The sequence below is a fragment of the Mesorhizobium sp. C372A genome (genome assembly GCF_030323245.1).
Classification (GTDB): Bacteria; Pseudomonadota; Alphaproteobacteria; order Rhizobiales; family Rhizobiaceae; genus Mesorhizobium.
Window position 1 is genome coordinate 1,378,128 of the sequence record NZ_CP100475.1, and the last position, 14,243, is coordinate 1,392,370.

Consider the following 14,243-nt stretch of genomic DNA (forward strand, 5'->3'; position numbering starts at 1 on the left):
GCCTTAGGTCGCTAACGCATCGCCGGCAATTTCAGCGTCACGACTGTGCCTGACCCGAGGATGCTTGCTAGATCGATGCTTCCACCCGAATCTTCAACGAAACGTTTGACCATCGGCAATCCAACTCCACCCAACCCCTCGCCTTTGGTCGTGAAGAAGAGATCAAATGCTCGCACCATCGTCTCGCTCGTCATCCCAATTCCTCGGTCTTCAACCCGAACATTCACCTCCCTGGGATTTCCCGACACCATGGCGTGAACTGATATCAAGCCGCCGTCGGGCATCGCATCGCGCGCATTGAGCAGAAGATTCAGGACGGCATTTTGCAGCCCGGCTCGATCGCACCTTACCAAAGGAAGGTCGGGGTCGATGCAAACCTCCACACGGAGGTTTTCATCCCACGCGCTACGTACAAGAGCTTCGACGTCGGCCAAGCAGATGCCCACATTCGCATGGGATACTATCTCTTCAATCTCTCTAGCTGTCCTAATGGTCTGCCTGACGAGACAACCCGCCTTTTCGAGAGCGGTCTTGGCGCCAGCAATCACCATCCCTGCGCCTGGAGCCGTTGCGATGTTAGGGTCTCTGCCCAGGTGGTTTAACGCGGATGACGCGACTTGAATGAGATTACCGAGGTCATGGACGACGCCGGCGGTGGACATCTGCAGGGCCAGGCGCCCTTGCGGAATGTTCCGATGCCCTTCAAATATACTATTATCTACTTGCAGGCTCGACATCCGACTTCTCCGCTTGTTCGATTCAACATTCGCTTACGTTCAGAAACCAAGCATAATCACTGCGTATCGTGATCGAGGACAAACCAACTGAATCCCAGGAGCGCTCTCCTCGCCGTTTGTTTCACACAGCTCCCGCATACAATCCCGCGCCAGCAGCCAGACAGATGATGACATCGTTACGTCAGTGGAGGATTGATGGAACCGGTTGAGAACTCGAGATGACAGTCCCTTGCGTCGTCCGATCTCGATACCTGTACATATGCCAATCAAAAGCGTTCAACTAATAGATTACTGACAGCGGTCAAAGTCCGGATATATTGAACGATGGTATTCCCGATACTTTGGTGTCGATCGATTCGGTGGCCCGACGTGCTAGTTTCCATTGGTGGGCGCTGGCGCTAAGTATCCCCCGATCAGGGCTTACCCGAGCGCAACTGGCTGGTGGTGGCTGGCAGAAAGGACGCAGGGATGGCTCGCTTGCTGTCGGTCAATGTGGGTTTGCCGCGTGGCGTTCCTTGGAGCGGAAGGACAGTTGATACTGCAGTCTGGAAAACATCCGTTCAGGGCCCACGCCAGGTACGACGGCTCAACGTCGATGGCGACAAGCAGGGAGACATGGTGGGGCACGGCGGCGAACAGCGGGCCGTTTTGGTCTACCAATCCGAATCCTATCAGTATTGGCAACGCGAGCTGGGCCGCAATAATTTTTCCTACGGACAGTTTGGCGAGAACTTCACAGTCGATGGCCTGCCGGACCATGATGTGTGCATTGGCGATCGCTACCGGATTGGGAGCGCCTTGTTCGAAGTGACCCAACCGCGCGTCACTTGCTACCGGATCGGTATTCGCATGAATGAGCCGCGTATGGCTGCGCTGCTGGTTGCGCGAGCCAGGCCCGGCTTCTATCTGCGCGTCCTGGAAGAAGGCCAGGTCGAGGCTGGAGACGAGATCGTCCAGGTCGCGAGCGGCCCTGAGCAAATGACCGTATCGGAGGTCAATGCCTTGCTATATTTGCCCAGTCACCCTCGCAGCCAAATCGAGCGAGCATTGCGCATCCCCGCGCTAAGCGAAGGCTGGCAGGGATCCTTCCGGGCGTTGCTCGCACAAAGCAAGGACCGTGATGCCACGAGACGCAATGCCGGGCTTGATCCCATGTCGGAATCACCTCCTGCGTGGACGGGATTTCGCCCGGTGCGCGTGATGCACAAGATCCGCGAGAGCATCAGTGTGATGTCACTGGTCTTAGAGCCCGTTGATGGACCTCGCCTCGCAGCGGCGCTTCCTGGGCAGTTTGTCGTACTGCGCCTGCAAATGACGCCCGACGCCCCGGCCATTATGCGCAGTTATTCTTTGTCGGGTGAACCCGGTGAGCCCTACTACCGAATAAGCGTAAAGCGGGAAATACAAGGTGTGGCGAGTGCCTACATTGATGACCGGGTTGAAATCGGAGACGTGCTGGAGATCAGCGCACCACGCGGCAGCTTCACTCTACGCCCAGGCAACGGTCCAATCGTGCTTCTAAGTGCCGGGGTGGGTTCGACGCCCGTGATTGCGATGCTCCATGCGTTGGCGGCAACGGGTTCGACAAGGGAAGTCTGGTGGCTCCACGGAGCTCGATGTGGCCACGAACATGCTTTTGCCCAAGAGGTTCGAGACTTGCTGAAAGACCTGCCCCGCAGCCACAGCCATGTAAGCTACAGCACGCCTGATCGCGAGGACAGGCAAGGTTTGGATTTTGATTCCGCCGGACACTTGAACATCGAGGTGCTTCAACAACTCGATGTTCCGCGCCATGGCACCTTCTATCTCTGCGGGCCATCTGCGTTTATGGGCGACCTCGGCGCAGCGCTTGCAGACTGGGGTGTCGCCGCAGATGCAATCCATACGGAGCTGTTCGGCCCGCGTCCTTCGAGTACACCAGGTATTACTACATCCCCAGGGCGGCAGCCCCATCCACCTGCGGAATCCGCCGGCACGGGCCCTCTAGTTTCGTTCGCACGCAGTGGCTTGAGCGTCCATTGGGGGTCAGGATTCAAGAGTCTGCTTGAACTTGCTGAAGCGTGCGACGTCCCCACGCGATGGTCGTGCCGCACGGGGGTTTGTCACATTTGTCAGACCGGGCTCGTGGCTGGAACAGTCGCTTTTCAGCCTGATCCAATTGAGCCGCCGACAAGCAGCACCACCTTGATCTGCTGTTCCCAGCCTACTGGGGACGTCGTCCTTGATCTCTAAGGTAGTCAGACAGGACTTGTCGGACCGTCATGTGCCTGCACTGACCTGGATTACTGCATCGGCGAAAGCCCGCGGCGCTTCCTGCGGTAAATTGTGCCCTATGCCGCCCGTGATCAGGCGGTGAGAGTACCTTCCTGAGAACATCTTCGCGTAGGCGCTGGCTTCAGGGTGAGGCGCGCCATTAGCGTCGCCCTCCAGCGTGATTGTAGGAACGGTGATGACGGGCGCCTGCGCAAGCCGCTTCTCCAGGTTATCATATTGAGGTTCGCCCTCGGCGAGGCCTAGACGCCAACGGTAATTATGTATCACAATCGCCACATGATCGGGATTGTCAAAGGCGACCGCGCTACGGTCGAAAGTCGCATCGTCGAAATCCCATCGCGGCGAGGCGAGACGCCAGATCAGCTTTGCGAAATCGCGGGTAAATTTCCGATAGCCAGCCTGCCCGCGATCGGTCGCAAAGTAGTACTGATACCACCATTGCAATTCCGCGCTCGGTGGCAACGGCTGCCTGCCGGCCTGTTGACTGCCGATCAGATAGCCACTCACCGAGACCATAGCCTTGCACCGTTCCGGCCATAGGGCTGCCATTATATTTGCCGTTCGGGCGCCCCAGTCACAGCCGGCAATAGTTGCCCGTTCAATACCGAGCGCATCCATCAGTGCAACGACGTCCAGGGCAACTGCCGACTGCTGACCGTTGCGCATCGTACTGTCCGAAAGGAACCGCGTTGTGCCGTATCCGCGCAGATACGGAACGATCACGCGATACCCCTCGGCAGCCAACAAAGGCGCCACACCGGCATAAGTCTGGATGTCGTATGGCCAGCCATGGAGGAGGACCACCGGCGCGCCGGTTCGCGATCCCATATCCGCGTATCCCATGTTAAGCATTCCGGCGTCGATCTGCCTCAAAGAATCCAGCAACTGTTGTGTCGCTTTGGTCGCGAGACCCTTGCTTGTGTGATCGACAGAGGATCTCGCCGCGGCGGGACTACCTGTCCCGAGCTCTAACGCAGTCATAGCCGCAACAGCCGTCCCGAGTAGGCGACGGCGATTGTGGTCAATTTGTTGGGGCACGTCATTCATTTTTAGCCTCCTTCAGGGAAATGATCCGTGTCTTCTTGCCCCCTGCAACTCAAACGCGCGGCCGGGTGGAGGGGCGACCCGGCCGCGCTACTGGGCGAAGGCGATGGGGGGAGGATCGCCTCTTTCGCCTCAGATTGATCGGCGTAACGATCTGAACGCCTCTCTGAGCTCGGCAGTGAAGACGTAAGGCTGCTCCCACGCCGCGAAATGGCCCCCTCTGTCCACTTCATTCCAATAAATGAGGTTGCGGAAGCTTCTCTCGCCCCAACTCCGTGGTGCGCGGTAGATCTCGGCCGGATACACGGTGACCGCCACAGGGACCTTTGGGATGTCAAACGCGTCAAACGGGCCACCGCCTGCTTGCGAGCTTTCCCAATACGTTCGCGATGATGAAGCTCCCGAGTTGGTAAACCAATAGAAAGAGATGGCATCCAGCATCTCGTTGTGGGTGAAGATCCGTTCTGGCTCTCCGTCGCTATCCGTCCACTCAGAGAACTTGTCGTAAAAGTAAGCTGCCATTGCGACGGGAGAATCGGAGAGGGCATAGCCGATGGTTTGGGGGCTCTGATTCATTATCGCCGCGTAGCCAAAGCCATCGCGATAGAAGTGCAGCAGCCGATCGTAGGCGTTCTTCTCCCGATCCGACAATTCGGCCGGCGCCGGGTCGAAATTGCGGAGATGCCGAAGAATGCCCGGCGGTACAGTACTTGGCATATTAACGTGAATGCCGAGAAGACCTTTCGGAGCCTGAACAGCCAACAACTGCGAGACAATCGCACCCCAATCGCCTCCCTGCGACACGTACTCGGTGTATTCCAGCCGGAGCATCAACTCATGAAACGCGGCAGCCGTCCGCGCCGGAGCCCAACCAGTGGCAGTTGGCTTACCCGAGAAGCCGTACCCCGGCATGGTTGGAAGAACGAGGTGAAAAGCATCTTCGATCCTCCCCCCGTGCGCAGTAGGATTAGTCAGCGGACCGATGACCTTCAAGAGCTCTATAATCGAGCCAGGCCAGCCGTGCGTCATAAGCAGGGGTAGTGCCCCGTCATGCTGTGAGCGAATGTGCGCAAATTGGATATCCACTCCGTCCACGCTGGTGATGAATTGCGGCAACTTGTTCAGTTTTGCCTCCACCCTGCGCCAGTCATAACGGCTGCCCCAATACTCAACGAGGGCCTGAAGCTTCGCCAGTTGGACGCCCTGCGAACGATCATCGACGGTCTCCCGTTCCGGCCACCTTACGGCTTTGATACGCCTGCGAAGATCTGCAAGCGCCCATGTCGGAACGTGGATATTGAACGGACGGATGGATTCTTCGCTAGCAGCTGCCCGCAACACTCTTGGCGCCAGATTGACAGCTCCAACCGCAGCGACCGCAACAACGACATCGCGACGAGTTGGTGATAACGACGTCGCTGACATTAAATCCTCCTGGTTCACGTCTATCCACACAATAATTACAAGGTCTATATCCAAGGTGCAAAAATCTATAGAACGATGGTATCGGCAATACTTTCGCTGGTTGGATCAAGCGCCAAATACGCGCTGTCACGTCATCCAGAATCGTCAGGTACTGCGTGGTTAGAAAGCGCACCTGCTGGACATCGGCCGAAATCCTCCAATGGCCGTCAAGCCGTTGTCGAACAATCCTCGGGCTGGGTGTGCTTGTCGACGAATTTTGCGTTGTGCTTCACCTGCTCGAACAACGCCGCGCACCGCACTAATTACTACCCTGATACCCACGAACTTCGACGATTCCCACAACACAAACTCGTCCGATGCACCGTGGGCGTTATCCTTCTCGCGCCGGCGTGTACGAGTATGGCAGCACTCAGGCCGGCAGCGGTTTGCCGGTCTGCTCCGCTACAATGTACTCGGCGTACCAATCGGGCCAGCTGTCGTCCCTCTGTCCGCCCCTCCGCTTCTCATGCTCCCCATGGGCTTCTGCCGCGCGTCGGAGCGCAGCTGCAAGCTTGGCTGGCGAGGCAAACGTCGTGTCGCCATCGACGCGTCCCGGGAGTCTTGTGGTGATTTCCTGTAACAGCCACCCATTGCCGTCGGGATCCTTGAACGAAGTAAAGGAGTTGTAGGTTCGCCGCTCAGGATCCCTGCCTTTGATCGTCGGCTGTCCAGGCCCTGTACGATATGACACTTCGCTCGCATCGACCCCGCGAGCCGCGAGTTCGGCGTGCGCCGCTTCGATATCGGAGACGACGAGATAGAGCCCCTGTACGGAACCGGGCACGGCGGACGTGAGGCCGATACCGAAGTGGATCGAACTTGGCGAGCCGGGAGGCGTGAACTGGACAACCCGAAATGCGTCACCGACGGCAAGGTCGGCATCGAGCCTCCAACCCAGGTCGCCGTAAAACCGCTTAGCCCGGTCGACATCCGAAACAGGAATGACAACGACCTCAAGCTTCATATCGACCGCCGGCAATTCCTGGCGCTTCTTGACTGCATCGGTGCGCTCTACATCATCGCTCATATCAAGCTCCATCGGTTCGGCGGCAACACTCCCCCCAGTGCCAACACGAGAGCAGAGCAACGCGACCCCATCAATTACCCGATGGTATCGGTGGTTGGCGTTCCACTGTACACAATGACTGGATCGAGCAGACACCTCGCCACGGCCCTCGCCCGCTCGCTGAGAATCGTCTTGGATCCACGCCTTCAGCGTTCCGGGAGGGGCGCCGACGATCCCCACCGTCGCCAACGCCGCCAGGAACTCGCGCTCTGCAGGCAACAATGATCTCCTTGGCATAAGCTTCGGCCTCATTTGCTCCCGATGGAAAATCAAGGACCTATCTCCGGACACGTGCGCCACCTACTGAATGCAATTATCGTGCAAACCGAAATTGTGGGCCGCTTAAAGTATGGGATCCATGACGCTTTGGTATCAGGTGGAGCATTTGGCATCGCGCCAAGGACTACCTGCACACGGCGGGAAGCCATCGGAGAGCTGAGCAACAAGCCCCGATCGCACCGAATTCCTTCCTTGGCGTCCGACAGACGCACTTCAGGTCAGCATTTCTCGACGATCAATGCCAAAGTATCGGCGATACCATCGAACAATAGATTTGCGACGGTCTACAGGTACACTCCAATTCGTCCCGTTATAGCGTGATCGGGAGAAGTATCGGTAGTTCATCGTGGCGATTGTCAGCTCGGCGGTTGCTCAGTGAGGAAAAGGAATACGTCATGGACGTTAGAGCTAAATGTCTCGTCACCGCATTTGCACTCTCAGTAATCGGGGGAAGCGCGTTTGCCGGCGCACTTGATGTCATCGACCCGATCAACCAGCTGTCGTTTAGCCATACCAGTTCCATTAAGAGGCAGACCCATACGGATCCGGTTATGAGGAGCAGGTTTAGGGCAGCCCTTGGAACCCTCCCAATGGGCAAGCGCAAGGCGATGATAAGAGAATGTCAGGACGCGGGGATGACCAAACCTTACGCTGAATTCTGTGCTGATCTGAATGCTCTTGGCCAGGGGCATTGAAGCTGTTCCGATCGAACAGGGGATCACCTATCCGTCAGTATTGTTCGAGGTGCCAGGTGATTCGGTCTATCGCTATCGGTTCGGGTGATTGCCGGGTCATGAGGTGTGCATTCTAAGAATCGCAGTCAGGGCGTTACTTTAACACCAGGTTATTGGCGCTATCTACGATCATCAAATGATTTTCAGACTTATCGACAAACCGTTAGTGTTAAATACTATTCGATGATAGGAGATTGTTATGCTTCTATACCGCTTCGCTATTTCGAGGGCAGCAGCAAGCGCCGGTTGTCTTATTCTCACTATTGGCTTCGGGTTGGCGCCAATCGGCGGTGCCCGCGCGGACACGTTGCCCGGACAGGCTGGTGCCCCTTACCAGAGTATGCCGTCGTTGGCGCCGATAGGCGCGCGCGTCGATCAGTACCTTCCGATTCCCAAGGAGGACGTAACCCCCGCCATCGACTGGAAGAAGGGATACCGGAGCCAAAAGCTGGGTCGCGGCCTCTACATGGTCACCGACAACGGGTACCAGTCGATGTTCCTGGTGTATGAAAAAGGTGTGGTTGTGATCGACGCCCCTCCGGGGTACTCGGCTCACATACGCCAGGCGATCGCTGAGGTGACGGATCGGCCTATCACATATCTCGTCTACAGCCATGCGCACGTGGATCATATTGGCGGCGCGAACGACCTCGGCGGCCGTCCAATTATCATCGCCCAGGAAGAAACCTTGAGGCTGCTCGATCGGGCCAAAGATCCCAGGCGCCCCCTACCGAGCGTCACATTCAAGGACCATTACACCTTGAACGTCGGTAGTCAGGTTCTTGAACTGACCTATCCCGGCAGCAGTCCACATGAGCCGGGCAACATCTTCATCTATGCTCCAGAACAGAAGGTCCTGATGGTGGTGGACGTGATCTTTCCTGGCTGGATGCCTTGGCGTCGCTTCGCACTTGCCAAGGACATCCCCGGCTACTTCGACCAAGTGGCCTATATCGATACATTGCCGTTCGAAACGCTTGTTGGGGGTCATGTCAATCGCGTAGGCACGCATTCCGACGTCCGTACTCAGCTCGAATTCATGAATGACCTGAAGGCCGCCGCAGCTGCTGCGCTGAAGTCAACGCCGCCCGGCGAAGAAATGGAAGCAGAAGACACGGCCAACCTCTGGGCTGTCTATGACAATTATATCGACCGCGTCGTCGTGCAATGCGTCAATGCGGTCACGCCCAAGTGGCAGTCCCGACTGGCCGGGTATGACGTGTTCATCTGGGACCAGTGCTACGCGATGGAGCAGAGCCTTCGTATCGATTGAAGGCCTACAATCCGAGGGTTTCAGACTGGGTTGTCCCTCTGGGCGATCTCGCCGAGGGGCGGTGCGGGGGCGTTCAATGGGTTTGCCGGACTAGCAGCCAATACGGCGACTGATCCGCGATCCGGCCACACCGAGCCAACTCGCAAGTTGACTAGCCACATGTTGGAGATTGGATCGTTGAAATGCTCCGAGCTGAAGGCTTTGAAGGACCCGCGCAACCGCCGTTTGAGAGTGATGACCAATCGCAACCAGCGGCATCTCCCGCAATCGGTTCTGTGGCTTCGTCTGCATCAACGCGAGCACCAATAGGTCAGGCTCGGAAGGTAGCTATCGTGGTGGTGGCGACTGTAACGATTTCGCTCTCGGGAGCCTGGGCCTGGCAATGGTATTTTCACGGCCGTTTCGAGGAGACCACGGACAACGCTTATCTGCGCGGCGATATAACGAGCATCGCGCCCAAGCTCTCCGGCTATGTGGTGGAAGTCCCGGTTGGAGACAACGCCAACGTTCGCAAGGGGAGTTTGCTGTTTCGCATCGACGATAGTGACTACCGGGCGAAACTCGACCAAGCCATTGCCACCCTGTCCACGCGACAAGCCGATATCGCAAACATTGGAGCAACGCAGAATCTGCAAGATGCCTTGATAGAACAAGCGGCAGCACAGGAGCGGTCGGTCTCAGCGGATCTGCTGTTCGCAAGAGCCAATCTTGACCGCTACACCGCTCTCCAGAAGAGCGGAACAGCCAGCGAACAAAAACTCCAGGATGCACAGACCGGGTTCACAAAAGCCGAGGCTGCGGATAAAGCCGCGGCGGCCAATACTCTGGCGCAGAGGCTCAAGCTTGGCGTGCTAAGTGCCCAACTCGCCGGCGCCCAAGCAGCGATGGCTCAGGCGAAAGCGTCAGTCAGCCTGGCCAGGATGGATCTTGCCAATACCCTCATACAGTCGCCAATCGACGGTGTCGTAGGCAACCGGCAAGTTCGCGTCGGGCGGTACGTCACTCCCGGCACCCCGGGTATGGACATCGTTCCGGTACAAGATGTGTGGGTCGTGGCCAATTTCAAGGAAACCCAGCTAAATCGAATGGAAATCGGGCAATCAGTTCGGGTGATGATTGACGAGTACCCTGGTGTTCAGATTGATGGTGTCGTTGACAGCTTTGCCCCGGGTAGCGGGGCTGCCTTCAGCGTGCTGCCACCGGACAATGCGACTGGTAACTTCATCCGCGTCGTTCAGCGCGTTCCAGTCAAGATAAGACTTACACACAATCCGTTGCCAGGCCGGCTGCTTCCCGGACTTTCAGCCCGCATTGCTGTCCGGGTGAGCCGAGAGACCGATCCCGCAACCACCTCTTCGAACCCGGTTGGCGAGCTTGCCGGAAATCGGCCTGGTGCGGCGAAATGAGCCGTCAGATCGGACCGCGACACTCAGTGGCGAAGCCCGAAGCGCTGGGCGACGTGTTGGTCTTGATCGGAGTTGTACTGACCGCCGTCATGGATTCGATCGCCAGCACGGCGCTCTCTATCGGGCGCCTGGATATGCTGGGCGACATACATGCCACGAGCGACGAATTCGCGACTTTAGACATCGCATTTCTCGCGGCCAAAATGACCGGCTTCTTGGTCGCGCCGCTGTTTGTTGCAGCGCTGAAGCCTACACCCTGTTTGCGCGCCGGCGCGGTCGCGCTTCTCCTGGCGTCTGCTGCAATGATCACTTCCGCCGATATTGCCTGGATTGACTTCTGCCGCATCGTTCAGGGTCTTGCCGGCGCGACTGTGCTCGTGGCAGGCCAGACGCTGCTGTTCTTGCGTTTCTCAAGCCCTCAGCAACCGGTAGTGCAAGCTGTTTTAGCCCTGGGCTCGGTGATGGCCCCGACGACCGTGACGCCAGCCCTGCAAGGCTGGCTTGTCGACCACCGGTCATGGGACTGGATATTCCTGAGCAACGTGCCGGTGGGCATTGTCGCCCTGGTCATGCTGGCGGCGGACCGGAGGCAAGCGTTCCGCGACAAGATCCGCCTCCCCTATCCCCAGGTCGTGCTGGTTGGAATCGCCGCTGCATCTTTGACGTATGTGTCGCAGCAAGGCAGCAGGTTCAATTGGTTCGATGACGGGCCCATCACTCTTTTCGCCCTGAGCGGCTTGCTGGCGGTCATCCTCCTGCCGCTGTGGGAACTTGGATTTGCATCGGACCGTTCGATCCTCCCCACGTCGCCTTTGGGTGATCCCGACTTTCGCTTCGCATTTGTCGTCAGTCTGGTAGCCGGATTCGCGTTGTCCGGCAGCGCCTTTCTCATCCCGGCCTTTGCCCTAAACGTTCTCAGTTTCACGGCTACGGATGCTGGAACACTCCTTTTGCCGAGTGGAGTAATCTTGGGGTGCACCCTGCTGCTGGCGGGGGTCGGGGTACAGAAAAGCAGAATAAATCCGCTTGCTTTGGCTCCTGTCGGTGTCGTGTGTTTCGCCTCGTCAATGTGGTTCCTGTCGGGTTCGACAAGCGACAGCGGAACTGTGGATCTGGAGTTTCCACTGCTCCTGCGCGGCTTTGGGCTGGGTCTCCTGTTCATCAGCCTGACGCTGTCTGCCTTCATGCGGCTTCCCGTCAAGGCCTTGCCATTCGGGATCGGTCTTTTCGGTCTTGGTAAACAGATTGGTGGTCTGACCGGTACTTCTCTGCTGCAAACTTATCTCGATCGACAACTTACTTATAATAGGACCATCCTGGCGTCCCACTTGGCCGTTGGCGATGTCTCGCTCGAGGAGCGTCTGAAAGCGGTGGCAGGCCAACTTGCGGGCAGGGGCCTCGAAAGTGTTGTCTCTGGTAGGGCCGCGCTATCGCTTCTGCGGCAGGCTGTCGACAGGCAGGCGATCGCCATTTCCTTCAATGGGGCCTTCTTCGCGCTTGTGCTGTTGTTCTTGATCGCGGGGCCTTGCCTAGTCGTCTGCAAGAGGGTTCTTGGCCGTCGATCCTCGGGCTAATAAGTTTACCGAGGATCTAGGCTGCTATTGTCGGAAACGCCGGGGAAACATCTGTACTCAACAGATGACGAAACATAGTCGACCTAACTCAGGACTCGTCCTGGGGCGTTCCCATCGCCGCCTGTGCCTCTTGAGCATTGGCTGGGCCTCGGAGAATCTTGGCAGCGAATGCGGCAATAATCGCGCCTACGACCGGTCCCACGACGTAGACCCACCACGTTGACAGATCGCCTCGCGCCAGGTCGGGTCCGAAAGCACGGGCAGGGTTCATCGCTGCTCCTTCGTAGGGGCCCCCCAGGGTCCCCAGCGACATCACGTAGGCACCCACGGCGATAGGGATAAACTGGCCATTGAGCTTCGGGCCGTTTGCCATCGAGATCACCATCAAAACCATGCCAAATGTCAGGATGGCCTCGAAGAACACTGCTTGGATGAGTTGCTCAGGTTGCGGAATCGTGGCCGCGAGATTGCCTTCGATACCGAAGAACGAACGGGCAAGAAGTGATCCCGCCGCCGCGGCAATCAACTGCACAATGACGTAGGCCATGCACATCGGCCAACCCATATCGCCGCGCAAGGCAAACGCAAATGTCATGGCAGGATTGAAGTGCGAACTAATGTCGCCGAGAAAATAGATCGCCGCGACCAGCCACAATGCAGAAATCGCCGACAGGATGAACGCAGCGATGATGGGCTCAACCTTTATCCCGCCGTGCAAAACCAGAATGGCTGCACCGGCTGATAATACGAAAGTCAATCCTGCAGTGCCGATAAACTCTGACAATAGGCGCCTGAACCGATGTCGGGGACTTTTCCAGTTTGCGTTGAAACGAGACTCGCCGATCTGCAGTGCGAGAGCGGCCTCGCCGAAGCCAACAGGATGGGTGCTCATGGATATCCTCCTGGGAATAGCTAGTTGAAGGTGATGACCGCCTTGCCCAGGACGGCAGCAGCGGCCGCCGGCTTGGACGAGCTAACGCTCACCTAGGCGGATGTTGCGACGTACGGTCTCACCATCTTTTCTGGTTTAACCACGCGGTCGAACACTGCTTCGGAAACGAGGCCCAGCTTCAGAGCAGCTGCTTTCAGCGTGAGATCGTTGTCCATCGCATAGTGCGCAATCTTCGAAGCTTTATCATAACCAACGACAGGCGAGAGTGCGGTGACGAGCATCAGCGAATCGCGGACATCCCGGGCAATCTTCTTCGTGTTGGGCTTCGTACCCTCGATCAGGAACCGACGAAAGTTCGTGCAGCTGTCGGTGATGATCGTGATCGAGTGGGTGATGTTGTGGATGATCAGGGGCTTGTAGACGTTCATCTCAAGATATCCGCCGGCCCCGCCGAACCCCACTGCAACATCATTGGCCATCACTTGCACGGCAGCCATGGTTAGCGCTTCGGCCTGGGTGGGATTCACCTTGCCGGGCATAATGGAGGAACCCGGCTCGTTCTCCGGTATTATCAGTTCGGCGAAGCCTGTTCGGGGTCCGCACGACATGAGACGAATGTCGTTGCCAATCTTGTAAAGTGAAGTTGCCAGAGTGCGCATCGTGCCAGAAAACTGTACCAAGGCGTCGTGTGCGCCCTGGACGGCAAACTTGTTGGGCGCGGTTACAAATGGGAGCTGGGTCAGCCTCGCGATTTCGGCCGCGGCTGCTTCTGCGAAACCTGGTGCGGAATTGATCCCGGTGCCAACCGCCGTCCCGCCGAGGGCGAGACGATAGACGCCGCCTAATGAACTCTCGAGCCGATCAAGGTTGTCGGTCAGCATTTCAGCATATCCAGACCATTCCTGGCCCAAAGTCAGCGGCGTTGCATCCTGCATATGAGTACGGCCGATCTTGATGATGTCGTTCCACTCCTCGGACTTGGACCGGATGGCTTCCTCGAGCTGCTTGACCGCCGGAATCAGGCGCCGTTTAGCGTTGGTTGACGTCGCGATGTTCATCGCGGAAGGAAATGAATCGTTTGACGATTGCGCCATATTAACATGGTCGTTTGGATGAACTGGCGTCTTACTCCCAAGGACGGTCCCGGTCAGCTGACAGCACCGGTTGGAAATCACCTCATTAACGTTCATGTTGAACTGAGTACCGCTGCCCGTCATCCACACGTGGAGCGGAAACATGTCCTGATGCTGCCCCGCCAATATCTCGTCACATGCCTGCACAATCAGTCGATGGACTTGAGCATCGAGCCGTCCGCCTGCCTGATTGGCGTTGGCAGCGCCTTTCTTGAGCACCGCATAAGCTGTGATCATTTCCCGCGGAATCAAATCTCTCCCGATGGAAAAATGATCGAGAGACCTCTGCGTCTGAGCCCCCCACAGCTTGCGGGCTGGGACGTTCACCACACCCAGACTGTCGGTCTCCTTGCGCATGCGAGTCACG

Annotated in this window: 11 protein-coding genes; 5 read left to right on the forward strand and 6 right to left on the reverse strand. The window is 57.6% G+C overall.

Annotated features, from left to right (window positions below):
- Window positions 1-11: 11 nt before the first annotated feature.
- A complete protein-coding gene (locus tag NLY42_RS06440) occupies window positions 12-737 on the reverse strand; it encodes a sensor histidine kinase (RefSeq protein ID WP_023755426.1) in 726 nt (241 codons plus the stop codon).
- A gap of 468 nt (window positions 738-1,205) precedes the next feature.
- On the opposite strand from NLY42_RS06440, the gene NLY42_RS06445 reads away from it, so the two are divergent.
- Window positions 1,206-2,969 (forward strand): MOSC and FAD-binding oxidoreductase domain-containing protein, encoded by a 1,764-nt coding sequence (locus tag NLY42_RS06445; protein ID WP_023755425.1) that lies wholly within the window; start codon window positions 1,206-1,208, stop codon window positions 2,967-2,969.
- Between the two features lie 27 nt (window positions 2,970-2,996).
- Here the strand turns inward: NLY42_RS06445 and NLY42_RS06450 are convergent, their stop codons facing one another.
- The 3 genes from NLY42_RS06450 to NLY42_RS06460 all read right to left on the reverse strand — a co-directional run bounded on the left by NLY42_RS06450 (window position 2,997) and on the right by NLY42_RS06460 (window position 6,546).
- Window positions 2,997-4,049 (reverse strand): alpha/beta fold hydrolase, encoded by a 1,053-nt coding sequence (locus NLY42_RS06450; protein WP_023755424.1) that lies wholly within the window; start codon window positions 4,047-4,049, stop codon window positions 2,997-2,999.
- A gap of 138 nt (window positions 4,050-4,187) precedes the next feature.
- Window positions 4,188-5,480, reverse strand: a complete 1,293-nt coding sequence (locus tag NLY42_RS06455) for an epoxide hydrolase family protein (RefSeq protein ID WP_023734865.1) — start codon at window positions 5,478-5,480, stop codon at window positions 4,188-4,190.
- Between the two features lie 409 nt (window positions 5,481-5,889).
- A complete protein-coding gene (locus tag NLY42_RS06460) occupies window positions 5,890-6,546 on the reverse strand; it encodes a VOC family protein (protein ID WP_050591143.1) in 657 nt (218 codons plus the stop codon).
- Window positions 6,547-7,259: 713 nt separating this feature from the next.
- Between NLY42_RS06460 and NLY42_RS06465 the strand changes: the two genes are divergently transcribed.
- The 4 genes from NLY42_RS06465 to NLY42_RS06480 all read left to right on the forward strand — a co-directional run bounded on the left by NLY42_RS06465 (window position 7,260) and on the right by NLY42_RS06480 (window position 11,851).
- Window positions 7,260-7,559, forward strand: a complete 300-nt coding sequence (locus NLY42_RS06465; protein WP_023734867.1) for a hypothetical protein — start codon at window positions 7,260-7,262, stop codon at window positions 7,557-7,559.
- 238 nt (window positions 7,560-7,797) lie between these two features.
- Entirely contained in the window at window positions 7,798-8,871 is a 1,074-nt protein-coding gene (locus NLY42_RS06470; protein WP_023734868.1) for an MBL fold metallo-hydrolase, read from the forward strand.
- Between the two features lie 329 nt (window positions 8,872-9,200).
- Complete coding sequence (locus NLY42_RS06475; protein ID WP_460221877.1) at window positions 9,201-10,277, forward strand: HlyD family secretion protein; 1,077 nt, start codon at window positions 9,201-9,203, stop codon at window positions 10,275-10,277.
- Window positions 10,274-11,851 (forward strand): MFS transporter, encoded by a 1,578-nt coding sequence (locus tag NLY42_RS06480; RefSeq protein WP_023755422.1) that lies wholly within the window; start codon window positions 10,274-10,276, stop codon window positions 11,849-11,851. The genes NLY42_RS06475 and NLY42_RS06480 overlap by 4 nt, the downstream gene beginning before the upstream one ends.
- 88 nt (window positions 11,852-11,939) lie before the next feature.
- On the opposite strand, the gene NLY42_RS06485 is transcribed toward NLY42_RS06480, so the two are convergent.
- Together NLY42_RS06485 and fumC are read right to left on the reverse strand one after the other, a co-directional pair.
- Complete coding sequence (locus tag NLY42_RS06485; protein WP_023734871.1) at window positions 11,940-12,743, reverse strand: MIP/aquaporin family protein; 804 nt, start codon at window positions 12,741-12,743, stop codon at window positions 11,940-11,942.
- 92 nt (window positions 12,744-12,835) lie between these two features.
- Window positions 12,836-14,233 (reverse strand): class II fumarate hydratase, encoded by a 1,398-nt coding sequence (gene fumC, locus NLY42_RS06490; RefSeq protein ID WP_031199887.1) that lies wholly within the window; start codon window positions 14,231-14,233, stop codon window positions 12,836-12,838.
- Between the last annotated feature and the right edge of the window lie 10 nt (window positions 14,234-14,243).

What these genes read in the sequence shown, in the direction of transcription:
- NLY42_RS06440 (WP_023755426.1), bottom strand. Translation starts at nt 737, where the DNA reads ATGTCGAGCCTGCAAGTAGATAATAGTATATTTGAAGGGCATCGGAAC.
- NLY42_RS06445 (WP_023755425.1), top strand. Translation starts at nt 1,206, where the DNA reads ATGGCTCGCTTGCTGTCGGTCAATGTGGGTTTGCCGCGTGGCGTTCCT.
- NLY42_RS06455 (WP_023734865.1), bottom strand. Translation starts at nt 5,480, where the DNA reads ATGTCAGCGACGTCGTTATCACCAACTCGTCGCGATGTCGTTGTTGCG.
- NLY42_RS06460 (WP_050591143.1), bottom strand. Translation starts at nt 6,546, where the DNA reads ATGAGCGATGATGTAGAGCGCACCGATGCAGTCAAGAAGCGCCAGGAA.
- NLY42_RS06465 (WP_023734867.1), top strand. Translation starts at nt 7,260, where the DNA reads ATGGACGTTAGAGCTAAATGTCTCGTCACCGCATTTGCACTCTCAGTA.
- NLY42_RS06470 (WP_023734868.1), top strand. Translation starts at nt 7,798, where the DNA reads ATGCTTCTATACCGCTTCGCTATTTCGAGGGCAGCAGCAAGCGCCGGT.
- NLY42_RS06480 (WP_023755422.1), top strand. Translation starts at nt 10,274, where the DNA reads ATGAGCCGTCAGATCGGACCGCGACACTCAGTGGCGAAGCCCGAAGCG.
- NLY42_RS06485 (WP_023734871.1), bottom strand. Translation starts at nt 12,743, where the DNA reads ATGAGCACCCATCCTGTTGGCTTCGGCGAGGCCGCTCTCGCACTGCAG.
- fumC (WP_031199887.1), bottom strand. Translation starts at nt 14,233, where the DNA reads ATGCGCAAGGAGACCGACAGTCTGGGTGTGGTGAACGTCCCAGCCCGC.